This window comes from Brasilonema bromeliae SPC951, from assembly GCF_012912135.1.
Lineage (GTDB): Bacteria > Cyanobacteriota > Cyanobacteriia > Cyanobacteriales > Nostocaceae > Brasilonema > Brasilonema bromeliae.
The window spans coordinates 1-23,747 of sequence record NZ_QMEB01000077.1 but is presented as its reverse complement, the minus strand read 5'-3'; the positions used below and the strand labels follow the sequence as shown (position 1 = coordinate 23,747).

At 41.9% G+C, this 23,747-nt stretch carries 24 protein-coding genes and 1 pseudogene; 9 read left to right on the top strand and 16 right to left on the bottom strand.

Going from position 1 to position 23,747, the window contains the following annotated elements; all coding sequences use genetic code 11:
* Positions 1-79: 79 nt before the first annotated feature.
* Complete coding sequence (locus DP116_RS12000) at positions 80-1,288, bottom strand: SPOR domain-containing protein (protein WP_169155406.1); 1,209 nt, start codon at positions 1,286-1,288, stop codon at positions 80-82.
* 300 nt (positions 1,289-1,588) lie between these two features.
* On the opposite strand from DP116_RS12000, the gene DP116_RS11995 reads away from it, so the two are divergent.
* Entirely contained in the window at positions 1,589-2,149 is a 561-nt protein-coding gene (locus tag DP116_RS11995) for a DciA family protein (RefSeq protein ID WP_169155407.1), read from the top strand.
* A gap of 611 nt (positions 2,150-2,760) precedes the next feature.
* Entirely contained in the window at positions 2,761-3,060 is a 300-nt protein-coding gene (locus DP116_RS11990; RefSeq protein ID WP_169155405.1) for a hypothetical protein, read from the top strand.
* 291 nt (positions 3,061-3,351) lie between these two features.
* Here DP116_RS11990 and menB read toward each other — a convergent pair whose 3' ends face one another.
* The gene (menB, locus tag DP116_RS11985) at positions 3,352-4,185 is read right to left on the bottom strand and encodes a 1,4-dihydroxy-2-naphthoyl-CoA synthase (RefSeq protein ID WP_169155404.1); all 834 of its coding nucleotides are present in this window, start codon (positions 4,183-4,185) and stop codon (positions 3,352-3,354) included.
* Positions 4,186-4,344: 159 nt separating this feature from the next.
* On the opposite strand from menB, the gene DP116_RS29235 reads away from it, so the two are divergent.
* On the top strand, positions 4,345-6,285 hold the full coding sequence (locus tag DP116_RS29235; RefSeq protein WP_246275595.1) for a KAP family NTPase: 1,941 nt from the start codon (positions 4,345-4,347) through the stop codon (positions 6,283-6,285).
* Here the strand turns inward: DP116_RS29235 and DP116_RS11975 are convergent.
* The 5 genes from DP116_RS11975 to DP116_RS11955 form a co-directional block, all read right to left on the bottom strand.
* Complete coding sequence (locus DP116_RS11975) at positions 6,282-6,467, bottom strand: hypothetical protein (RefSeq protein WP_169155403.1); 186 nt, start codon at positions 6,465-6,467, stop codon at positions 6,282-6,284. The genes DP116_RS29235 and DP116_RS11975 overlap by 4 nt on opposite strands.
* Before the next feature lie 48 nt (positions 6,468-6,515).
* The gene (locus DP116_RS11970; RefSeq protein ID WP_169155402.1) at positions 6,516-7,205 is read right to left on the bottom strand and encodes a phosphatase PAP2 family protein; all 690 of its coding nucleotides are present in this window, start codon (positions 7,203-7,205) and stop codon (positions 6,516-6,518) included.
* A 9-nt stretch (positions 7,206-7,214) separates the two neighbouring features.
* Complete coding sequence (locus tag DP116_RS30275) at positions 7,215-7,421, bottom strand: COG4705 family protein (protein ID WP_369333949.1); 207 nt, start codon at positions 7,419-7,421, stop codon at positions 7,215-7,217.
* Positions 7,422-7,693: 272 nt separating this feature from the next.
* Positions 7,694-8,437, bottom strand: a complete 744-nt coding sequence (locus DP116_RS11960; RefSeq protein ID WP_169155401.1) for a COG4705 family protein — start codon at positions 8,435-8,437, stop codon at positions 7,694-7,696.
* Between the two features lie 250 nt (positions 8,438-8,687).
* On the bottom strand, positions 8,688-9,455 hold the full coding sequence (locus DP116_RS11955) for a COG4705 family protein (protein WP_169155400.1): 768 nt from the start codon (positions 9,453-9,455) through the stop codon (positions 8,688-8,690).
* Positions 9,456-9,804: 349 nt separating this feature from the next.
* On the opposite strand from DP116_RS11955, the gene DP116_RS11950 reads away from it, so the two are divergent.
* Together DP116_RS11950 and DP116_RS11945 are read left to right on the top strand one after the other, a co-directional pair.
* Positions 9,805-10,299, top strand: a complete 495-nt coding sequence (locus DP116_RS11950) for a PepSY domain-containing protein (RefSeq protein WP_169155399.1) — start codon at positions 9,805-9,807, stop codon at positions 10,297-10,299.
* 181 nt (positions 10,300-10,480) lie between these two features.
* Positions 10,481-10,930, top strand: coding sequence for a DUF2127 domain-containing protein (locus DP116_RS11945; protein ID WP_169155398.1), 450 nt, complete (start codon positions 10,481-10,483; stop codon positions 10,928-10,930).
* A gap of 20 nt (positions 10,931-10,950) precedes the next feature.
* Here the strand turns inward: DP116_RS11945 and DP116_RS11940 are convergent, their stop codons facing one another.
* From DP116_RS11940 to radA, 4 genes and pseudogenes are all read right to left on the bottom strand, one after another.
* Positions 10,951-12,183 (bottom strand): ATP-binding protein, encoded by a 1,233-nt coding sequence (locus DP116_RS11940; RefSeq protein ID WP_169155397.1) that lies wholly within the window; start codon positions 12,181-12,183, stop codon positions 10,951-10,953.
* A 76-nt stretch (positions 12,184-12,259) separates the two neighbouring features.
* Positions 12,260-12,934 carry a response regulator transcription factor gene (locus DP116_RS11935; protein WP_169155396.1) on the bottom strand — a complete coding sequence of 225 codons (675 nt, stop codon included), beginning with the start codon at positions 12,932-12,934 and terminating at the stop codon, positions 12,260-12,262.
* A gap of 22 nt (positions 12,935-12,956) precedes the next feature.
* Positions 12,957-13,103 (bottom strand): annotated as a pseudogene (locus DP116_RS11930) (Uma2 family endonuclease); the annotation flags it as partial.
* A 77-nt stretch (positions 13,104-13,180) separates the two neighbouring features.
* A complete protein-coding gene (gene radA / locus DP116_RS11925) occupies positions 13,181-14,755 on the bottom strand; it encodes a DNA repair protein RadA (RefSeq protein ID WP_169155395.1) in 1,575 nt (524 codons plus the stop codon).
* Between the two features lie 169 nt (positions 14,756-14,924).
* Here radA and rpaB point away from each other — a divergent pair, with 169 nt between their 5' ends.
* The 3 genes from rpaB (at position 14,925) to DP116_RS11910 (ending at position 17,027) form a co-directional block, all read left to right on the top strand.
* Positions 14,925-15,653 (top strand): response regulator transcription factor RpaB, encoded by a 729-nt coding sequence (gene rpaB, locus DP116_RS11920; protein ID WP_169155394.1) that lies wholly within the window; start codon positions 14,925-14,927, stop codon positions 15,651-15,653.
* Between the two features lie 37 nt (positions 15,654-15,690).
* Entirely contained in the window at positions 15,691-16,329 is a 639-nt protein-coding gene (locus DP116_RS11915; protein WP_169155393.1) for a cofactor assembly of complex C subunit B, read from the top strand.
* A 179-nt stretch (positions 16,330-16,508) separates the two neighbouring features.
* Positions 16,509-17,027, top strand: coding sequence for a DUF456 domain-containing protein (locus DP116_RS11910; protein WP_169155392.1), 519 nt, complete (start codon positions 16,509-16,511; stop codon positions 17,025-17,027).
* A 41-nt stretch (positions 17,028-17,068) separates the two neighbouring features.
* On the opposite strand, the gene DP116_RS11905 is transcribed toward DP116_RS11910, so the two are convergent.
* The 3 genes from DP116_RS11905 to DP116_RS11895 form a co-directional block, all read right to left on the bottom strand.
* Positions 17,069-17,791 (bottom strand): Stp1/IreP family PP2C-type Ser/Thr phosphatase, encoded by a 723-nt coding sequence (locus DP116_RS11905; RefSeq protein ID WP_169155391.1) that lies wholly within the window; start codon positions 17,789-17,791, stop codon positions 17,069-17,071.
* 16 nt (positions 17,792-17,807) lie between these two features.
* Positions 17,808-19,493, bottom strand: a complete 1,686-nt coding sequence (locus DP116_RS11900) for an ABC1 kinase family protein (RefSeq protein ID WP_169155390.1) — start codon at positions 19,491-19,493, stop codon at positions 17,808-17,810.
* Positions 19,494-19,603: 110 nt separating this feature from the next.
* Positions 19,604-19,930 carry a DUF6825 family protein gene (locus DP116_RS11895; protein WP_169155389.1) on the bottom strand — a complete coding sequence of 109 codons (327 nt, stop codon included), beginning with the start codon at positions 19,928-19,930 and terminating at the stop codon, positions 19,604-19,606.
* 407 nt (positions 19,931-20,337) lie between these two features.
* On the opposite strand from DP116_RS11895, the gene DP116_RS11890 reads away from it, so the two are divergent.
* Positions 20,338-20,715 carry a DUF433 domain-containing protein gene (locus tag DP116_RS11890; protein WP_169155388.1) on the top strand — a complete coding sequence of 126 codons (378 nt, stop codon included), beginning with the start codon at positions 20,338-20,340 and terminating at the stop codon, positions 20,713-20,715.
* On the opposite strand, the gene abc-f is transcribed toward DP116_RS11890, so the two are convergent.
* The gene (abc-f, locus tag DP116_RS11885) at positions 20,703-22,319 is read right to left on the bottom strand and encodes a ribosomal protection-like ABC-F family protein (protein WP_169155387.1); all 1,617 of its coding nucleotides are present in this window, start codon (positions 22,317-22,319) and stop codon (positions 20,703-20,705) included. The genes DP116_RS11890 and abc-f overlap by 13 nt on opposite strands.
* 708 nt (positions 22,320-23,027) lie before the next feature.
* On the bottom strand, positions 23,028-23,747 hold a 720-nt coding region (locus DP116_RS11880; RefSeq protein ID WP_169155386.1), incomplete at its 5' end, for an NAD(P)-dependent alcohol dehydrogenase.

Sequence of the window (23,747 nt, the reverse complement as noted above, 5' to 3'; positions counted from 1 at the left end):
GCATTCCGCAAGAGTTGCCGAGATATGCCCATATATTATCTTTCAGTTACTTACCCCTTTTAGAGCTGCGTCAACTGCCTTAAGGCTGCTGAATTTTGGCATTAATGCCTTGTGCTTTTAGTTCTTGTAGGAGTGTTTGTGCTTGCTCTTTTTTCTTGAGGGCACCCAGATAAATAATTTTACCGTCGGGTGATAAGTAAGCATCAGGAACGACTCGCCGTGCAGAGGCAAAAGCGCTATCACCTTGATTGTCAATAATCACATGATAAAATCCATCTGCTGACGGTTTGATTTCTGTATCCGGCTTTTGGGAAGTTGTTGCTGTTGAGTTTGGCGTAGAGTTCGTTCCAAGATTAGGTATGGGTGTGAAAGTTGGTTGAGCTACAGTTTTCACATTTTTGTTACTTTCTGGCGTCTTTTGCCCAGTGGGGGGCGCGTTTTGTTGAAATAATCGATCAAAACTAATTTGTGGGAAGGTCTTGAAATTGAAGACGATATAGCCCAGCGTCAGACTTCCTAAGAACAGTAGTAACATCGAGCCAATGCCCAAGGGAGATAGCAGACTGTTGTTAGAATTGCTTGCCGCTTGAGTCTTTGGTGGTTCATCTTCTACTAAACTTCTCAGTAGTGCTTCAGACGATTTTAAGTAGTCATTTGGTTTTTTGCTTGTATTCTCTTGTGAGTTTGAAATATTTTCCCTCTGACTCTGACTTGGTTCTTGGATTTGTGTGCGTACGACAATGGCATTTGACGGTAGAGAGATTTGTGCTTCGGCAAAGTTGCTTGGGATTGAATCTACATGAGATTGTAGATTTTCTGTTTTTGAGGAAGCTGAGGTCTGTGACTGTGAGATTTCTGGTGATAACAAAGCATCCAGTATTGTATCTGATGCGCTCACCTGATTTTGAATTTGTACTGGAGGAATAGCCGGGTTAATTTTCGTTTCTGAAAGAATAGATTCCTGCGGAAGCAAAGTATTTGGAGTATGTGTTTTCTCTGTTGCCAACCCATACTTCCGGAAAGTCTCTTTGAGATTCTCCTCAGGTAGTGATTTTGTTTTGCTTGCTGTCGCACTCACAACAGTGAACGGTTGAAGTTTACTGCTAGTGGAAATGCTTGCACGGGGTTGGTTTGGGGTTCTGTATCCAATTCGTGTGCGTCGGTATCGAGCTAATTCTTGATCAAGTTGGACTTCCAAACTAGCCAGTGCGGCTGCTAGTGGTGGTTTCAACCCTATTGTTTTAGAAGATTGAGCACCCGACGTATCTATTAGGGGGTTTTCACTCATTGCCTATCTGCCTCAAACCTGGAGTACGGGATTAATTTAAAAATATATTTTTGCCAATCAAGCGCGATAAATATCATATAGCAGTCCTATTTTAGTTGTGAAACAACTGTTGAGCTTGCCCAGTGTTCTTCATGAAAAATTTCACGTATGCCTACGGCACGCAAGCGTAAGCGCAAAGCCTAGCGTGCCGTAGGCATACGCTTTGTGTATGCCCGTTTGCCGCAGGCATAGGGCTTATCATTTAGGATTGCTATAAATATATTGCACAGCTGTGCTGTAGTTTTTGCGAAGGTCAGGTAAATTTCGTTGAAATCCATTAATGATATTTTAGAGGTTTTGGCAGCTCAACCCGAATGGCAAGAGCCGCCATTTCAACGTTTGCTCGCGTGTTGGGCCCAAGTCGTAGGATCGATGGTAGTTGCTCACACTAAACCGTTGTCACTCCAGCGCGATGTTTTGCGGGTGGCAACATCGAGTGCGGCTTGGGCACAGAACCTAACTTTTGAGCGCCAGCGCTTAATTTTAAAGTTGAATCAAAAACTGTCAATTGGTTTGAAGGATATTCATTTTTCTACTGCTGGATGGCAGCGTCCTCAAAACATTCCCAAGAAACAACAAACAATATCGCGTCAAGAACATCCGAGTTACGTGGGTGATGGCATGAGTATAGACGACGGTGATGTGACGCCCAAAGCAAAGGATGCCAATGCTGCTTTCCAAAATTGGGCTAGAACAGTGCAAGGGCGATCGCACAATTTACCCCTTTGTCCCCTCTGCCATTGTCCCACTCCACCCGGCGAACTTCAGCGCTGGGGTGTCTGTTCTCTATGTGCTGCTAAACAATCTTTAAAGTCCTGCTGAGTATTTAAACAAAGGAGTCAGAATTCAGAATTCAAAATTCAGGAATTCTCCGGAATTCTTTATTGATTCTTTTTTCTACTTTCGTTAATCCTACTCAGGACTAATAACTTAGTATTGTGCAGTCGGTTTTTGATTATATATCTCTCAAAAAAGTTTTTTCATGATCTGATGAATCGCTAAAAAGACTATGTTTTTTACCACTAACTTCCTCTCCCTAAAGAGAGAGTTTTTATATTTATTGATATCTGATCTTAGTTGCGATTCAATTGTGTTATTTCTTTCTAAAGATACAGTTAATTGCATCTTACAAAGTGTCTCCTAAGGCTGAAGTTCAAGAGCGACTCACATCGTTATATTTATATTTAGCTTTGATCCCCAATGACTTTCAGTCAAGACCGAGTATGCTTAATCCATCGCAATTAATGTATCACTTTGTTAACAAAAAAAATGAAAAATGTAACACAAACCTAAAAACATTATAAAGTTAATTTTTTCGTTGGGATCGCTAGAACCTAGGTACTTCAAAGGTTCCAGCTAAAACCCACATTCTGTATGTAGACGCAAAATAAAGGAAGAAAATTAGCCCTAAAACGGCACTAAAGGCACTAAATATGAAACAGATGAAATCATTGACTTCTGCCTGTAGATATTGTCGTTATTACAACCTAGAGGGACGTCGCGGCGGATTCTGCCAACAGTTGGGAGCACCAGTTCGAGGAAATTGGAAGGCTTGTTCTTTGGCGCTCCCACCGTTTGCTCCCTCTTGGGAAAATTTAGAAGATGTTTGGAGTTTGCCAGATGCAACATCAGTCATGGCTGCGGGTTTAAACAAACCTGCCCTTGATCCCGTTGAGGAAATAGCGACTCCTTGCTCTTCTGAAAAGACAAAAGCTGAGGCTATCTTAATATAGCTGTGTTTTGCAAAAACAGGAAAAGTCAAATTGCAGAAGCACCCTTTTAGTGCTGTTTTGAGCGAATTTATTCATAGCTATTTTTGTGGAAGAGAAATTGATCATGACCCTCCGAGGGCGAATATTTCACATTTCACTTTGTAGAAATGACACACATAGGCTTAGCTACCAATTATTACCTACGAAAGTAGTTCATCGAAAATAAAATTCGCTTTTAATATTTATAGGTCGTCAAAAGACCTGAACACTCAAAAAATCGCCCCTTTTATCAAAGGTGCGATTTTTTTGTTTTTAGGGCAGCCAGGGATATTGATGAAAGTTAGGTGGACGTTTTTCTAAAAATGCTTGTTTTCCCTCTCGTCCTTCTTCTGTCATGTAATAAAGTAAAGTGGCATTGCCAGCTAATTCTTGCAAACCAGCTTGTCCATCACAGTCAGCGTTAAATGCTGCTTTTAGACAACGAATGGCGATGGGGCTTTTTTCTAAAATCTCTCGGGCCCACTGGATACCTTCAGCTTCAAGTTGTTCTATTGGAACAACACAATTGACTAAACCCATTTCTAGTGCTTGCTGTGCATTGTACTGTCGGCAGAGAAACCAGATTTCTCGCGCCTTTTTTTGTCCAACAATCCGGGCAAGATAGCTAGCACCAAAACCACCATCGAAACTGCCGACTTTCGGACCAGTCTGTCCAAAAATGGCGTTATCAGCCGCAATAGTCAAATCACAAATTAAGTGCAGGACGTGTCCTCCACCAATTGCATACCCAGCAACAAGGGCAATAACCACTTTTGGCATGGAACGAATCAGACGTTGTAAGTCCAGCACGTTCAAACGCGGTATGCCATCATCGTCTACATAGCCAGCGTGTCCTCGCACACTTTGGTCGCCTCCAGAACAAAAGGCGTACTTACCATCAGTGTGTGGACCAGCACCAGTAAATAGCACAACGCCGATACTAGTATCTTCGCGGGCGTCGCAGAAGGCGTCATATAGTTCAAAAACGGTTTTGGGACGAAAGGCATTGCGTTTGTGAGGACGGTTGATGGTAATTTTTGCAATGCCATCAGCTTTATGGTAAAGAATGTCTTCGTAGGTTTTAGCAGTTTGCCAGTTAATTTGCATCGCGAAAAAGTATTTACTTCAGCTTAAAAATTTTATCCTTGGACAGGCATATGCATACCTATGATATGTACGGCGATTCGCACAGAATTCTATCGTAGGGTGGCATAGCGCTACCTACTATATGTGTCACGATTGCAGTACAACTCACAAAAGTTTTTTATGGCACAGACTGAAACTCATAACCACCTGCAAGATGACCTCTTCATCGAACCAGAAAAAGACCGATTAGGATATGCGCCCTTCGCCAAGCATTTGGCAGACAGTATTTGCAAAATGACCGTTACTGAAGGGTTCGTGATTGCAGTGTACGGTTCTTGGGGTTCCGGAAAATCGACACTGTTGAACTTTGTAGTTCATTATCTTAAGCAAAAGCCTGATGAGGAGCAACCAATCATCGTTCCCTTTAGTGCTTGGTTGTTTACTGGAAACCAAGACATTACAAGGCGCTTTTTTGACCAATTACATAGCGTTTTAACGTCTGTAATGTATGTACCCAAAGGTTTGAGAGAGCGAATAGCCGGTTTTGCTAAAGTTATTTCTGAAATTCCCTTACCTTACGCTCAAGCTGGTAAGGCAGTAGCAACATTATTTAACGATCAACAAAAGGAAGCTTCCGAGTTAAAAGAAGAAGTCGAAAACACAGTGGTGCAGCAGCAGCGACGAATAGTCGTCGCAATTGACGATATTGATAGGCTTCCCACAGAGGATATCAAACAGCTATTTCGCATTTTTAAAGCAATTCCGAATTTTACTAACGTTGTCTATCTTCTGGTTTTTGATAAAGAAGTTGTTAACAAAGCACTTTCCGATACTCAGGAGAAATCACCAGAAGCATATTTGGAGAAATCTATTCAAGTTGCTTTTGAGTTACCTAATCCAGATAAAACTTCACTTCGTCGGCTACTTTTTGAAAAACTCGATAGTATTCTGATTGGTACACCAAACGACGAGGATGACCTCAACTCCAGCCAACCGTGTGATGAAACAAGTCCAAGCGCTGAAGAACCAGAACTGCAGCAGGTTGCTGACTTGAAGGAAGCTGATGTGGAAAACCCATCCACGCCGCTGGCTGAGGTATTTGAGCAAACCTACTGGAGCAATGTTTACTTTCAAGGAATAGACCACTTCATTACGAACCTCCGCGACATTGTTCATCTGACTGACACCCTAACAATGACATATCCGGTAGTGAAAGGCGAAGTGAACCCAATAGATTTTATTGCTTTAGAATCACTGCGGGTTTTTTACCCAATGGTATATGACATAATTCGTAAAAACAAAAACTATTTTGTAGGAAAAATAGATTCTTCCTTAGATGCTCTGAAAAACTTTCATAATTCTTGGCTTGCCCAATTGCAAGACAAAGATAAGCAACCTGTTAAAAATTTGCTAAAAATTATTTTTCCTAAATTACAAGCTGTTTGGGGAAAGAGATGTTATGATGAACAACAAGAATTAAAGTGGCGAAGTCAACAGCGTGTATGCTGTTCAGAAATATTTCCTATCTACTTCCGTTTAACTTTATCAGAAGATGATTTATCTAATACTCAGATTCAAGCTATTCTTGCTTCAGCTTGTGATCCCAAGCTATTTGGAAAGAAACTTATAGAATTGTCTGAGCAAATACGTCCTGATAGTACAACTCAAGTTAGGGCATTTTTAGAAAAACTTGAAGATAGCACGCTCAACGAAATTCCAACTGATTGCATTGCCTCAATTGTACAAGCTTTGTTTGATGTGGGAGAAGAACTGTTGCGTTCTGACGATGAACCTCATACCACAATGTTTGATTTTGGGAATGAAATTAGAATTCATCGTATAATCTTACGGTTATTATGTCGTCTTGATGAAGCGGCACGGTTTGAAGTGTTAAAAACCTCAATGGCTCAAGGAAAAGCATTATCAATAATTACAAAAGAATTAGAAAATTTAAATGAGCAACAAGAAGAGTACAGTTCAGATATATTTAACCTTGAAGATGAAGAGTTAATTAGCGCACAACATCTGAAAGAACTGGAAGAAATTGTTGCCAAAAGAAAGCAGGCACAAAACGCAGAATGTTCTGAAAAAGCTAGTCCTTCAGCTTCTGATAGCGATTAGGCAAAGAACACTGCCGTAAGTCCTGCACACAGGCATTCTGGGGCGTAACGTGTTTGAAGGAGAAGGCGATAAGCCTCTGGACTTCGGCTTGTGCGTATCGCGCAAAGTGCAGCGCCCCAGAGGGCGATCGCAATTCCTTGTTTCCTGATTCTGCCTAATTTTACTGCAAGGGGAGCCTCCATGAGGGCATTCCCAAGCAGAGCAGCCGTAATGAGAAAATTTCTAAAGCATCATTGAGACAGTCTCAATATTTGCAATTTTAGCATCGTAATACATATCATCAACCATAAGAAACCGACTCCATAACCTGCAATGATATCTGTGGGCCAATGTACTCCTAAATATAAGCGACTGATGCCAATGGCTGCGATGAAAATAGCGGCAAAACTGTAAATAACTCTGGATAACTTAGGATAATGAATTGCTAGCAAGTAAGCGATAAAACCGTATAGCACCATAGAACCTAGTGCATGACCACTAGGAAAACTAAAAGATTTTTCAGAAATTAAGCGATGCCAAAGTTCAGGGCGAGGTTTAGAAAAAAACAACTTTAGTCCTGTATTTAAAATGAATGCTCCCAAGCAAGCAAGTACAAAAGCTTTCGCTTCTTCTCGGTAACGTCGCCACCAAAGTAACAAGAGAGTAACCCCTGCAACTATAACTACTATATTAGGATTACCAAGATGTGTAATAAATAGCATTAAATTATCTAGAGTTGGATTGGCAAACTGATGTAGCCATAACAGAAAATTAGTATCAAATGCAAAAGCTTCTCGCTCTAAAACCTCTTCAGCTAACTTTGCTAAAACAAAAAGGATAAGCAGACAACTAATAAGTCCAACAGTACCGATTGTGGCAATTAAGGGAGCCAAATGAGGATGTATATGACGCAACCAGAAGGTTGAAATTTTTCGGAGCATACTTTAATGTCATTCATCGTTAGAAGGCCCAGCTACGGTTAGTCTTCTCTGCTTTAGAGTTGTGAATAAGATACAGACTCCAAGTATTGACACAAGGACTATAGATGAGCCGATAGTACCAAAACCGAGGCCACCTTTTTCGTGTGGTTTTGTAAGAACATCCCCCAGTGTTGCACCAAATGGTCGGGTTAGGACAAATGCAATCCAAAACAACATGACTGCGGAAATTTGGGTATAATAATTGGCTGCCAATACCAGGGCAAGCAAACCAGCTATTAACATAAGTTGCTAGTTAGTGCGCCGAAACCGTATCATAATAATAAATAAAGCACAATTTTCAGTACTTTAAAATACTAGATTTTTGAATTTCGTACTTAAAACAAGACGCTTTTTGATAACTAGCAACTTGGGTTATTAGAAACGTTCCCCCCGCAAATCCAAGTCCGGTGTTCCTATTATGGGGTGAATCATCTATCTGCTTAAACGCATCACTCAAGTGGCTGACGCACTTTTTTCTCCTTTCGCACGGAAAAGAATAGGACAACTGCCAGCAGGATAAAGGCAATTACCGAAGCATAGCCCCTTGGCAGTGATAGACCGCCATCTTTGACTGGTTTGGTAAGAAAATCTCCGAAGGTGGCTCCGAAGGGTCGCGTGAAAATGAACGCGAGCCAGAATAGGAGAACATCGCTCAACTTTGTTAGGTAGTGAAGGGCGATGACAACACCAATGACGCTGGCCGTCACGAATGCGCCCTCAATATAGCTCAGTCCCAAGTTGCTTGTCAGAAAGTCACCAAAGGCCGTTCCCAAACTGTTGGAGAACACGATGGCCAGCCAATAGGTTGTCTCTGCGTCTTTCCTCATAATCGGATAAACGCTCAGATCCCGATCCCGGTAGTACCAGATGGCAAGAACGCTCAAGAGACCGACTACCAGGATAAGCGATCCCACTGCGTAGCCCAATCCGAAAGATCGATCCATCAGGTCTGAAACTTCAGTTCCGGCTGTGGTTGTCGCAATGATAGCCGCCCAATAAAGGACTGGACGATATCTGTCGGATTGAATTTGAAAAAACAGGAAAATAGCCAGGATGGCGAACGTTACGGCAAAGGCTATGTAATACCCCAGCCCAAGAGACATTGAGATGAAGTCACCTGCCGTCTCGCCGAGCGTCGTAGCGATGATCTTCATGATCCAGAAGAAAATTGTGACTTTTGCAACTTTGTTCATTTCTTTTTCACAATAAAAATCAGATTAGCGAAGTCTGGTATTTACAACTAAGAGCTAAATGGCACTAATAACGTAAGTTGCTAGTACAAGGAGTCAGAAGTCAGGAAAAAAAATACATCATCGCCAGATCACAAACAGAAAAATACCCAATATTGAGCAGGCGATAGCTAGCCCCTTAGGGGGCGCTGCGCAAACGCTGCAGCATAGCGGCAGATCGCGCAGGGCGCAGACGCCAAGGGAGTATCGCCAATTAGTCTTGTGAGTTGATCGGCAATGATACTGATTTCTTCTGCTTCAGGCTTAAGTAAATAACCAAACTCGTTATTATAGAAAGAAAAAGCATACTAGTGCTAACCGTACCTAAACCAAAGCCACCTTTTGAAGCAGGTTGGGATAGTAAATCGCCTATAGATGCTCCAAGCGGACGAGTCAAGATGTAAGCCAGCCAAAATGCCAAGACAGCATTCATATGGAAGTAATAATAACTGCTCGCTATGATTGCAATTGAAGCGCCAAATATCAGTGCTGATTCTGCATAACCCACTCTCAAAGCCTCTGCCAAGAGATCTCCTGTTGCGGTTCCTAAGGCAAACGTAAATAAAATAGCTACCCAGTAGAAAAGTTCTCTTTTAGCTGTATTTATGGAATGCATGGCTAATGTCTTTTCGTTTGAATACCAGAGCGCAAAAACTACCAACAAGGAAACACTAAAAATTACAGTAGTTGTCATCAAACTAACTCCAAGCTCGTCCACCAATCTATCAGTGATCAGTGTGCCAGTAATACTCATCAAAACAACTACAATCCAGTAACTTAATGGAATATACCGTTTCAGCCTAAACTGATTCAAAAGCACAATCAATAATATGCCGCTCATTATATAGGATGTAGCACTTAAACCAAAGTTCAGGGTTACTGACAAATAATCTGCTGCCGTTTCACCTACCGTGGTTGCGAGAACTTTAATAATCCAGAAAACAAGTGTAATCTCTGGAACCCTATTTAACATCTTTTTCATCGTATTCCTCCTCCTTTCTTAAAGTAATGAGTTATAGCTTATTGATATCAATTGAGTTACAAAAGTACCGAAAAACACTCCTATCAATAGAGCAGAAAAAAATTTTTATAACTTTATTTTGTGCATAGTGATTGCACTATACACACCAAAGGTCAAGAAAAAGTCAAGATTTTATCTCAAGCGGAATTTACCCTTAATAGATGGACAGAAAATAGCTTAAATATCTAATCATCACTTGATGTCACTATTTGATATTGAATTTTGTGAACTCAAGCTAATCTTGACTATTTCTGAACTTTTATTACGTACCGTGAAAAGACAAACCCAGAATGAAAGGTATTCTACAACTATGAAAACTTCAACAAAAATCATTTTGGCAACAGCTTTTTTTGGTACTTTGGGACTTGCTGGATTATCGCGAGTTGTGTCTGCAAAACAACCACAATCTCCAGTAGCAATTGTGCGTCAGCATCACAGCGTTATCCAAGTTGCGCAAGCCAGTGATGGCGATGGTGAAACCAACGACGATGCACAAGAACAGCAAGAAGCAACTAAACTACAACCTCTAGCTAAAATTACAGCACAACAAGCACAGCAAGCAGCTGAAACATCTGTAGGAGGTAAAGCTAGCCGCGTCAAACTCGAAAATGAAAATGGCAATTTAGTTTATGCTGTAGAAATTGCCCAGCAAGATATTAAAGTTGATGCTGGTAATGGTAAGGTTCTCTACACTGAGAATGCTAATCAAGAAGATGAGAAGAATGAAGCCACTCGCCCCAAGAGTAGTATTCAAGTTCAGAAAGGCAATGATGGCGATGGTGAAAGCAAGAATGATGGTAAGTAGCGAATTTGAAACCCACACTATTTTAGTTGCAAGTATCAGCAGTTAAGTAAAATACTGCTGTTGCGCATACTAACAAAATATTAACTAGATGGGGATTGTTGAAGACAACCTTTACAATCCCTATTTTGTAGAATCTGGATAATCAGAACGAATTAGATGTGAAACAATTTGAAGAGATTACGTGAACAATAAGCGTCCACCTGGTTTATTAGCAATTGTCATTTATAAAACTTTTGTTGCTTCACTCCTAGCTGTTACTTCTATCACCTTGCTATTAGCACTAAAAAATTACCAAAACTTAGCTGCCTTTTCTGAATCTTATGTTTTAGAAACAAAACTGACAATTATTGAATGGCTTATAGATAAAATTCTCAATATCAGTCCAACAAAACTGAAATTCAGCGGAATAGCTATTGGAGTATATGCTATTGTAACTGCAATTGAAGCAGTTGGTTTGTGGTATGAAAAACGTTGGGCTAAACTCTTAGTGCTGGGACTCGTTGGTATTAGCATACCTCCAGAAATATTTGAGTTAATTACAGGAATAACAATACTAAAGTTCATAGTATTTATAGTGAATGTAACTATATTTTGGTACTTGCTGCTTCATTTTACCAAGCATGAAAGGTAATTTTTATCAAGTCTTGATAGTCAAGAAGCTGGTAAGCGTACTGTAAAACAACTACCAACTCCTAACTGACTTGTGACAGTAATCAATCCACCATGATTTTGAGCAATGGCTTGAGCGATCGCTAACCCCAAACCAGAACCACCTCCCCAATAAGAACGAGACTGATCCGCCCGCCAAAAGCGCTCAAAAACCTTGTCGATATCCTCTGGCGCAATTCCCACACCCGTATCTTGCACATTCACATAAAGCTGAGAACCAACACGACTCATTTTGATTTCAACTACGCCGGATGATGGTGTGTAATAAAGGGCGTTTTCAATTAAATTCGTAAACAGCCGCGTTAGTTGAACTGAATCACCCATCATATAAAAATTTTCAGTCAACTGAGATATCAAGTTAATTTGCTTAGCTTGAGCTTGAGGTTTATACAGCTGTACTAAGTTTTTTAAAATAGACATTAAATTGAGAGTCTCCCAATCCCGATTTGGAACTTTATCGGTACGTGCTAACAATAGTAAGTCTTCTGTGAGGCGAGTCATCTGGTTAGTAGCGCTGGCGATCGCCTGAAACTTTTCCACATCTTTTGGTCCTATTTCTTCTTGATATTCTAGCGCCAAATCAGCATTAATTTTAATTGCCATTAACGGACTGCGTAGTTCGTGGGAAGCATCAGCAGTAAACTGTTTAAGTTTTTGAAAACTCTCCTCAATTGGCTGCATCGCTTGACGAGTGAGTAAAATTCCCGCAACTCCACTAAGAATCAAAGTCATAATAATTCCACCGCCTAATCCCCAGTCCAATTTTTCGAGCGTTTCCTCAAATTCTTCTAGGGATTGACTTACTCTGACATACCCAACTAGTTGATTATTATCGCTACCAATAATTGGTATAGTCACTGCTTGAATAGGGACTTTGCCACTTTGAACTTGTACCATTGTGCTTGGTAACAAAGGTAAAGTTAAGACAGTTTGTCCTTGTTGGGCTATCAAATTTCCCTGAGTATCAAACCACTGCAATGCCTGATGACGAGTTATTAAGTCTTGTGGACGAAAGTCACTTTCTACTGTCAGGTGATCTTTTTCAAACTCTGCATTTGCAGCTGCACCTTGTCCTATGGCTATGAGTTTATCTGTTGTTTGTTGAGTGAGACTGCGAGTGAAAGCAACTCGGACTGCGATCGCAAATATTCCTAGCAGCGATGCGAACACCACCAAGTAAGAGAACAATAACCGATAACGAATTTTTTGAAACACATTGTTGTGACTATCAAATTATCATTTATTAGCTGAGAGCTTTGTTGATAAAAATGCTAAAAACTAACCAATTGTTTCATTTGTGACAGAGACGATAACCAATGCCGTAGATACTTTCAATAAAGTCTTCTGAACTTCCAGCGGCTCTGAGCTTATTCCGTAAATTGGTGATATGAGTTTTGATGGTTTGTTCTCCAGAAGACTTATCAAATTCCCACAGTTTATCAAGGATTGCCGAACGAGTCAAAACTTGATTTGGATTTCTCAAAAAACATTCTAATATCATATATTCTTTAGGAGTTAATGATAGAAGATTCCCTGCATAAGTAACTTGTTGGCTAGCAGGATTGAGTTGCATTTCCCCGTGGATTAAAATCGGTGGGCGAATCTCCTGACTTCTCCTAGCTAAAGCCCTGATGCGTGCTGCTAACTCTTTTAGATCAAAGGGTTTGATTAAATAATCATCAGCTCCAGCATCGAGTCCAATAATTTTATCGCCTGTTGTATCTCGTGCTGTCAGCATTAAGATGAGAGTGTTGGATGAAGCAGCACGTAAACGCTGACACAGAGTAATTCCATCTAATTTAGGGAGCATTAAATCTAATAAAATGAGTTCGTATAACCCTGATTGAGACCATTCCCAGCCCTCAATTCCATCGCTTGTGATATCCACAATATGGTGTTGGCGTCTTAAATACTCAGCTAATGGTTTGGCAATGCGATCATCATCTTCAACTATCAAAATTCTCATAATGACCCACTTTTAACTTGTTAAGGCTTGACAAAATTGGGTAAGTATGAGTGGCAAGTGCGATAAGGGGAGGCTGGTTAATGTTATCCACTGGTTCGTCTGGTAGTACGTAATCATCGGGTAACTTTTCCCAAGTTATCTGGTAATCTTGGGTAGCAGTGGCTATCATGACGGGTGTTCCTTTGGGTGTTCAAACGCTGTTTGTCCTGTAAAGCCTCTCCGGTGCAAGCGACCAGAGGTATAATTCTACTCCTCATCCTCCTCATCCGGTGCCAAATCTTCTTCTGTCAGCCCCTGCTGCGGCGGTATCGCTGCAATAATCGCATCTATCACCTTTGAGACTGGCAAAATTTCTATATTATAGTCGGGGTATTTTTGCCCTTTTGGGACAATTGCCCTCTTAAATCCTAACTTTGCTGCTTCTTTTAACCGCAGTTCCATTTGCGATACTGAGCGGACTTGTCCTCCTAAGCCAACTTCCCCTATAAGTACCGTACCGGGGTCAACTATCCTGTCGCGGAAACTGGCAACAATGGCGATCGCTATTCCTAAATCCACTGCTGGTTCTTCTACATTCAACCCACCTGCGGACGCCACATAAGAATCCAGCTTTGACATTGGAATCCCTACCCGCTTTTCTAGCACCGCCAAAATTTGCACTAAGCGGTTATAATCTATACCTGTACCCGCCCGACGCGGTGCGGGGTAGCTGGTAGGACTGACTAAAGCTTGCAATTCAACGACAATCGGGCGTGTTCCTTCACAAGCAACGACAATTGCAGTACCAGGAGCCGGATCATCGCGGTTACCCAAAAATAGCTCTGAAGGATTGGGGACTTCTCGCAGTCCGTTGTCTACCATTTCAAAGATGCCGATTTCGTGAGTTGCCCCAAAACGGTTCTTGACTGTCCGTAATAACCGATGCGAGGCAAAGCGAGCGCCTTCAAAATACAACACTGTATCAACTAGGTGTTCTAAGACCTTTGGTCCGGCGATCGCCCCTTCTTTGGTAACGTGTCCCACAATTAACATTGTGATGTCGTCGTGCTTTGCCACCTTCATCAAAGCTGCGGTACATTCGCGTACCTGGGCGACAGAACCTGGTGCAGAAGTCAGAGCCGGGAAGAACACTGTTTGAATACTATCAATAATTGTCACATTCGGTTTGAGTGAATCCATCTCCCGCAAAATCTCTTCCAAGTCTGTTTCTGGCAAAATATACAAATCGGCACCTATACCCTCAGCTTCGTCTACTTTGGGCATTTCTTGGGGAGTTGCTTCGGGAGTTTCTTGTGCTACTTTGGCATTACCGTTACCATCACCTATTAAACTTAGGGCTTTTGTCACTCCTAAACGAGAGGCTCTTAACTTCACCTGTTGTCCTGATTCTTCTCCAGATACGTAGAGGATGCGGTATCTCTGCGCGAGTTTATTCGACACTTGCAACAGCAGCGTAGATTTCCCAATTCCTGGATCACCGCCTATCAGCACCATTGAACCAGGAACAACTCCACCGCCAAGCACCCGATCAAGTTCCTCATAGCCAGAAGCCCAACGTGTGACTTGGCGATCGCTAATCTGGTCAAAAGTTAAAGAAGCTCGTGGTTTGGCTGGTTTAGCTGGTTTGGTCGTAGTCGTTTTGCCACCTCCTGCCTGAGCGTGCCATCCACTCACTCCGCGACTTGGTACATCTGTTGATGACTGGATATTAATCTGCTCTTCTAAAGAATTGTACGTCCCGCAAGCTGGACATTTACCAAACCATTGAGGGGATTCTGCTCCGCATTCGTTACAAACGTAATAACTTTTTGGCTTTGCCATTCTTAATATTATTAAATAATCTTAATCTTTACTTAAGTTTTTGAGGAAACTAGAATCCAATAATTGTAGTATGCGCGGGTTTTTTTCAATCAATTTGTGAAATGATATCTTAATAATATGGTAGTAAAAATTAATCATGAAAAATTTTAGTTAAGGAGCGTTGAGAAACTTGGAAAGTCATAAAGAAAAAATTCTCGTGGTAGATGACGAAGCCAGTATTCGCCGGATTTTAGAAACGCGGCTTTCGATGATTGGCTACGATGTGGTGACGGCTGGTGACGGTGAGGAAGCTTTGGATACCTTTCGCAAAGCAGAGCCTGACTTGGTCGTTTTAGACGTCATGATGCCGAAGTTAGATGGCTACGGCGTGTGTCAAGAATTACGTAAAGAATCAGATGTCCCAATTATTATGTTAACAGCCTTGGGGGACGTTGCTGACCGAATTACTGGTTTAGAATTAGGTGCTGATGACTACGTAGTCAAACCTTTTTCCCCTAAAGAGCTAGAAGCCCGCATTCGCTCAGTGTTGCGGCGAGTAGACAAAATAGGTGCCTCTGGTATTCCTAGTTCTGGAGTGATTCACGTTGCGACTATCAAAATTGACACGAATAAGCGGCAAGTGTATAAAGGCGATGAGCGCATTCGCTTAACAGGCATGGAGTTTAGCTTACTAGAGTTGTTAGTCAGCCGTTCTGGAGAAGCTTTCTCCCGTTCAGAAATTTTACAAGAAGTCTGGGGATATACACCAGAACGCCATGTGGATACCCGTGTAGTAGATGTGCATATCTCCCGTTTACGGGCAAAATTGGAAGATGACCCAAGTAATCCAGAGTTAATCCTCACCGCAAGAGGAACTGGTTATTTATTCCAACGCATTATTGAACCAGGAGAGGAATAAAAACAAGGGGATAAGGGGATAATACGGACTTATACTGATGACTAAATCCGATCCCAATAGGGTTCTCCGGCGTCTACCTATCGTAGTAGGTGGGTTGGGCGCTGTCCTTTTGCTCATGAACCGTTTGCTCTCAAGCGAACTCACAAATTCTCAAGCGCGTGCAGATGTTCTGGGTGTGATTTTGAGTGCTGTCTTGATTTTAGTAGGGTTAATTTGGCAGCAAGTACAACCGCGTTTACCTGAAGCCGTACAACTCATTGGCGAAGAAGGTTTTGTACTTGCACCGGATTTACCGCCATCGGTGAAAACAGAACTAGCTTGGGCATCACATTTGTTGTTGACTAATACGGTGACGCGATCGCTCGTCGTTTTCTACAAAAATAAAGTTTTGTTACGTCGGGGAATTCTAAGTCCCAAGTCGGAAGTTGTACCAGGACCAATCTTAAAAAGAGTGCTAGAAAAACACAAGCCAGTTTATCTGGTAGATTTAAAAGTTTATCCCGGAAGGGTTGAATTTGATTATTTGCCCGAAAACACTCAAGGTGTCATTTGTCAACCCATTGGCGAAGATGGAGTCTTAATTTTGGCAGCAAATGCTCCTCGCAGTTACACTAAACAAGATGAAAAGTGGATTGCGGGAATTGCAGATAAATTAGCAGTGACTTTGAATCAGTGAACAGGGAACAGGGAACAGGGAACAGGGAACAGGGAACAGTGAACAGTAAACAGTAAACAGTAAACAGTAAACACTAACAACTGATAACTGATAGCTGGTAACTGGTAACTGATAACTGGTAACTGGTAACTGATAACTGTTATTAGGTGGTGTATAGCAAAATCAACAACTCAACAATTATGCAAATTCTTTATTGGTTACTTGTTGCTGTAATGGCTGTAGGTATTATCGGTGCTGTAGTTCCTGCGATTCCAGGAGCCAGTTTAATTTTAATAGCAATTATCATTTGGGGATTTATAAGTGGTTCGTTTGTCGCTATAAAAATACCACTCATTGTCACAGTTATTGTTTTACTCCTGAGTGTGGGAGTTGATTTTTTAGCAAGCTACTTGGGTGCAAGAAAAGCAGGTGCAAGTCAGTGGGGACAAATTGGTGCAATTGTTGGGTTAGTACTAGGTTTCTTTGGATTATTACCAACATTACCTTTTGGTGGTCCATTACTCGGAATGTTACTCGGACCACTGCTTGGAGCAATTATCGGTGAATATCTTTATCGGCGAGACTTGGGGTTGGCGATTAAAGCTGGTATTGGAATTGTCGCAGGTACGCTGGTTGGAAATTTGATTCAAGGGTTGTTGGCGATCGCAGCAGTTGTCGTTTTCCTAGTCACAACTTGGCCACAAGTCTTTGGGAGTTAGAATATAAAACCCGCAAAAGCGGGTTTTTAAAAACCTCTTTGCTACTCCAGCGCGACAATAACAACAGTGATGTTATCGTGTCCGCCGTGCTCTTTTGCAGCTTCAACTAGGGAAAGAGCAGCTTTTTTAACCACAGGGAGTTGGAGATAGTCAGCAATTTTTGGATCGGCGAGTTCTTCTGTTAAACCATCACTGCATAACAGTAGGCGATCGCCCCTTTTCACATCTAGTTGTTGCACATCAATTTGATTGACGTCTTCACGCCCTAAACAACGAGACAACACATGGCGATAGGGATGAATCCGGGCTTCTTGTTGCGTAATTTCACCCATTTTAATAGCGCGTGCTATCCAAGTATGGTCTTCCGTGATTTGCTGCAATTGGGAATCCCGAAAAAGGTATAGCCTTGAGTCGCCAACATGAGCGTAGAATGGTGGCTCTTTGGGACGAAAAATGACGACTACAATTGTTGTGCCCATGTCCGAACGTTCCGAATGACTTTGCTGATCAAGCAAAATTGCTTCATTCGCCTTTAATAAAGCTTCCTTTAATAACTGCTCTGAAGGCTTAGAGGAACTCCAATGAGCACTCAAGTACGTCTGAATTTCCCCAGTAGCAATATGGCTTGCTTGTTCGCCTCCTGCATGACCACCCATACCATCAGCGACAATGAAGAAACGCCCTTCTGGGTCGATATAGTGAGCATCCTGATTATTAGAACGAATAAGTCCCGGATCCGTAACACCGGTAAAATTAAGTTTCATATACCATTCACTAAATTTATGACATACGGTCGTAGCGGTCGAGGCGCATCAGCAGTCGAATCAGTAAACCTGACACTGCAACTGCGATGAAACCTGCAAGCATTGCCAACCATATATATTCTTTTACCAATAAGATCGTAGCCGAAAGCGTAAAACCACTCACAATAACAGCATAAGTCATCCCCAGCTGAATACTGGTTTGCCGTCGTAGCAGGCGCTCTGTTTCAAGAGATCTGACACGCACACGTACGTCTCCCCGTTCTAGCTTTTCTAGTGTATCTTCCAGCCTGCGTGGTAGTCCTAATGCAGTACTGCTAACCTGAACTGCTTGACGACTCAATTCATTGAGAAAGCTATTGCTATCAGAACCATTCATATCGGTCATAAGCTGCATGGCATATGGTTTGGCAACTTCCATAAAATTAAACTCTGGATCTAACCCTTTTCCTACGCCTTCGAGTGTCGAGAAAGCTCGCATCACAAAAGTGAAGGTTGCTGGAAATCTAAACGGCTGGTCGTATGCTATTTCGTACAAGTCGTCACTAATAGCAGCTACCGATTGATTTTCAAAGGGCTTATCCATAAAATTATCCAGCATATACTGGACAGAACGTCGCACTGGTCCCATGTCGTCCACCGGCGCGAGCGCTCCCAAATCAATGAGAGATTGAACAACGCGATCGCCGTCCTTTGAAGCAATGCCAAACAGAGTGTCCATCAGTCCTTCACGCACATTAGTTTTAATGCGCCCCATCATGCCAAAATCATAGAATATCAAAGCACCATTAGGACTGACGGCAATATTGCCGGGATGCGGGTCAGCATGGAAAAACCCATTATTGAGTAGCTGAAGTAGGTATGCCTGGGCACCCTGACGAGCGATAATTTTCCGATCCAAACCCGCTGCTTCTATTGCTTCATACTGGCTAATCTTTATACCAGGAACATACTCTAAAGTCAATACCCGCGATGAAGTGTAACGCCAGTAGACACGTGGAACTTTTACCCAGTCGTAAGCACGAAAATTACGACGAAAAGTATCAGCGTTGCGACCTTCATTGAGATAATCAATTTCTTCCCAAAGAATGCGACAACACTCCTCATAGATGCCCATCCAATCGCGTCCCCGTCCCCATTTAGGATGGTTTTGAAAGTAGCGTGTAATTCCCTTAAGAATTTGTAAATCTATTTCAAAGAGTTTCTTAAGACCAGGACGTTGTACTTTGACAACTACGGCTTCTCCGGAGTGCAGTACAGCTTTGTGTACTTGTCCCAAGCTAGCAGCAGCTAGGGGTATGGGTTCAAAGCTTTGGTAGAGTTGGGGGATTTTTTTGCCTAACTCTTGCTCAATAATCGCTTCTACCTGCTCATAGCTAAATGCTGGCACTTTATCTTGTAGTTTGGCAAGTTCTTCGACATACTCGCTAGGGAAGATATCAGCACGGGTAGAGAATAGTTGCCCAACTTTGATAAACGTTGGTCCTAAATCTAGCAGAGTATTGCGAATCCATACCGCTTGAGCCTTCCGTCGAGCAGCTTGTTTAGCTTCGGTAACTCCACCTGGGTAACTCCAAGATTTGTTGTACCGCCAAAGCTTAAACATTAAGGTCAAGACAAAAGACCAAATGTCTAAAAAGCGCCGTCTACGAGAGTAGTTTTCGCGATTCCAACGGTATGCCTTATCTGAATAACCTTTTTCCATATGCTTTGCGTACCGCTGGTTTTTGACCGAGTCAGTAGGAAGAAAAGACACTCTGATTCCAAAACTGTTCCTTTATAATTTTCTCGTAGAAAGGTTGCAGTGCAACGTCTCTACAAAGAATTGCCACTGCGATAGCGTTGTAATTCTGTTCGCAATGTGGCTATTTCTGCTCGTAGTTCATCAATCGTCGCTTGTAAGTCAACTGGCGCTGAGCGAGTTTCTCCATAGCTTGTTGTTTGAGTAGCACCAGCAGCATCTGCTGCACGATTTGCTCGCTCTAGGACTTCGTCTGTAAATTGGCGCAGTTGCTCTCTAGTTTCAGCGTCCCATTTGCCGAGTTCCGAGAGAGCGTCTGTAATAGCGAACTCCAACCTCTCGGTGAGGACTTCAGCAGCTGCTCTACCAACGAAAAAGGCTTGTAAAAGGGGGTCACTCATAAATTTTTGTTACGTTCATCTGCAAAAAAATTATAACTTGCCTGTCTGCTTTACTGCTTATCCCTGAGTGCTGGACTGTTGTGGAGATAGAAATTTGTTTTTTGCAATTCTTGTTTTGTAGCACACACTACTAAGTCTATTTGTAACCAATTTTATCTTAGTAATTATGCTTATATATGATAGTAATCAGTATAAAATAAAGACGTACTGACTTTTTCGGGCAAGAATCAGGCTGATGCTACTGTCAGTGGCGAGCGCTCCTATGTATGGAGAAAAAAGCACTTTTAAACAAGGAAATATTGACCAGGACTTTGGAGGTACAAGTTGCCTAAATTACCGCGCTTAACTGCCAAACAAGCGGAAAAACTATTAATGCATTTGACAAAAAACATCAAAGGAGAAAAACGATGTCCACAGCGCAAATAACAGATTATTTCAACTTCCTAACTCCTGGTGATATTCGGCTCAAGGACTCAAGAATTGGTATTGAAACAATTCTTTACGAATACATTGATCGTGGTCGCACTCCAGAGGAAATTGCTCAATTATACACATCACTGACCCTAGAACAAGTTTATGCAACAATTCTTTATTACTTACAGAATAAAGAAGTTGTGAGTGCTTATATGAAAAACTGGATAGAACACGGTCACACAATGAGGGAAGAACAGCGACTTAATCCTCCACCAGTTTCCAAAAAACTTCAGCAACTCAGAGCAGAAAGAAAAGCCAAGAAAATAGCAAATGTTTCTGCAACGCTTCAGCCTCGACATCATCCATCTTGACAGGCTAGTAATTCTTCATAATATTGCTCAGATTCACTAGGCAAATACATTGTCTGTTGCAACGCTTGCTCATTCAACTTGTAAGCTTGAGTGATATTAATCCGGCTTAAGAAATCCAAATCGTGGGAAATAACCCAAAGCGCTCCTTGGTACTCATTGATACCCTCAATCATTTGGTCAACCGTTTCAATATCCAGGTTATTCGTTGGCTCATCAAGAATCAGCAGGTCGATTTGTGAAATACTAATGATGGCGATTGCCAACCTTGCCAACTCACCTCCACTCAACACCGATGCGCTTTTGTTGACATCATCCTCTTTAAAAAGGAAGTGTCCCAACTGCTGGCGCAAAAGCTGATAGTTGAGATTAGGATTAGCAGCTTGCATATTTTCCAGAATCGTCTGCTTTCGATTCACCAGTTCATAAGTTTGGTCGAGGTAGACAGCTTTCATCGCAGAAGCAAGTAAAATCTCTCCTGACTCCAAAATCGCTGTTGTATTCTCTATTCCCAAGATTGCTTTTGCCAAACTAGATTTACCTGAACCATTACCACCAGCAATAACTATTCTGTCACCAGAGGACACATGAAGCTGGATATTTGAAATCAGCAGGTGTTCTCCTACCTTGAGATTTGCACCTTGAATATCAATGAGATTTCTACGTTTTTGGCTTCTTTCTTCTAGTTGAAGACTTGTCGCCTTCGTTGTTTTCACTTTGGTTTGTGCAACTCTTTGAGTCGCCTTTGCTACCGCCGCTTCATGTCTCTTTTTTGCAATTCCTGCTGAAACCTGGGCTTTTGTTTTAAGCAGTCCTGCAGCTGCTCTATCTACACTACCGTTGAGAAATTTGGCTCGACCATTTTTGCTAGACTGGGCTGCTCGTTGCTGTTCCTGCAACGCTGAAGCTTTGGTGCGCTTGAGTTCTTTTCTCGCAACTTCGTGCGATCGCACTCTCGCCTCCAATTCTATTTCCTTTTGCTCTCGATACAGAGAAAAATTTCCTCCGTAAACCTTCACACCCTCTGGTGACAGTTCCCAAGTCATATCAGTAACTTGGTCTAGAAAAAATGGCTTGTGAGAGACAATAACAAACGCTCCATTAAAGTCATTCAGAAAATTTCTCAAACTTTCTAACGCCATCAAGTCCATATGATTCGTTGGCTCATCCAGCAGTAACACTTTTGGTTCAGCAGATAAACCAATAGCCAAAAATAGCTTTGTGAGTTCCCCACCACTTAAATTTAAAAGCGGTAAGGATAAGTCAAGCGTCGTGCTGAATCTTGCCTCTAAAATCTCTTCAATTTTCCACCATTCCTCAGAAATAGAACTCAGGTAATTGAATACCGTATCTGCTTTGATGTCCTGTTTAATAGTACTGATTTGAGGCAAATAGTAAATCGTTTCATGACGTGTAACAGAACCTGTCGTGGGGCTAAGTTGACCTGCAAGAATCTTTAACAGCGTAGATTTACCAACACCGTTGGAACCGACTAAAGCAATGCGCTCATCTTCTCCAATGCTTACTTGGATGCCTTTAAATAAAGTCCTGGTTGAACTGAGTTCGTAAGCTAAATTCTCAGCTAAAACTATTGATTTTTTCTGCATACTCAAACCTCAATATGACCAAATAGCGCCTATCGAACGCGCACAATAGGAGCGAGCAAATAGAGCCAGCCACAGACATATTTAGGGCTGCTCTTTGTAGAGATAAGTTTTTAAAAAGTATTTAGCGCATGGCTGCTTTTTACCAAACCTGCTGAGTTTTTGCTGATTTCTCTTTGTTGATTCATCTCTTGCACCAAACTTTGCGATACGCCGCCAGAAGTCTCTTTCTCTGCGCGATACGCTTTGCGTCAAGCCTCTGGCTTATCGCGTAGCGGCTCCTTTGGAGCATCGCCAAAAAATAAATTTCTACTGCGAATAGCCAAAGTATGGAATTAGCTTACTGCATAAAAATTCCAGTCCGTTTTAACGGACTTCGACTATTAGCCTTGTAGACGCCCTTTGGGCGGCTTCCCGTAGGGTACTTAAGTTCAAGGCGTACCCTTGGATGAGGTGCAAGATTTGATTTAACACTCGTTGCTTTCGAGCAACAGTTTTCTACTACTACTTCATGTCAGCTATATGAGGCGTGTTGAGGTTTGATACTAGCTACATCATAGCAGTAAAGGATTCCGGAACGCTGTTTAAATATTTTTAAATAAGGATTGTTTTTTGAGATTTCACACGTGTAGAGACGTTGCATCCAACGTCTCTACAAAGATGATTGTTCTTGCAAATTATCTTATCAGCAGCTATTGCCTGACTTAAAATTTAGTGTTTCAGCACCAATCTATATCTTGCTTTCCCACTATTTAGTCGTTCTAATGCCTCGTTGACTTGATCGAATTCAAAAGTTTCGATAACTGGCTCAATCTTATGGCGAGCAGCAAAATCGAGCATTTTGGCGACTGTCGCGGGACTACCAAGCGGACTACCAGAGATTGACTTCTGAGCCGCTATTAATGGGAAAACAAGACTGGAAACGGGGTTAGGAACCACGCCAACAAAATGTAGTCGTCCTTTTGGACGTAAACAGGCAATGTAAGTGCTCCAATCTAAATCGGCGTTGACGGTTGAGAGAATTAAATCGAAGGAATTTTCTACTGATTTGAGTGCATTTGGATCGCGGGAGTTGATGAAATGATTTGCACCAAGTTCTCTTGCTTCCGCTTCCTTATCAGGACTTGTAGAGAATGCAGTTACATCACAGCCCCAAGCATGAAGAAACTTCAATGCCATATGACCTAATCCACCGATACCAATCACACCAACACGATCTGTTGGCTTGACATCAAACTGTACTATTGGATTAAAAACTGTGATACCACCACAGAATAATGGTCCAGCAGTCACAGGGTCAATATCAGAAGGTAAAGGCACAACCCAAGCGTGATGGGCGCGTACCTTGTTGGCAAAGCCACCATGACGACCAACAATAGTACCCTCAGCTGTCAAGCAAAGATTATGGCTGCCGGACATACACCACTCGCA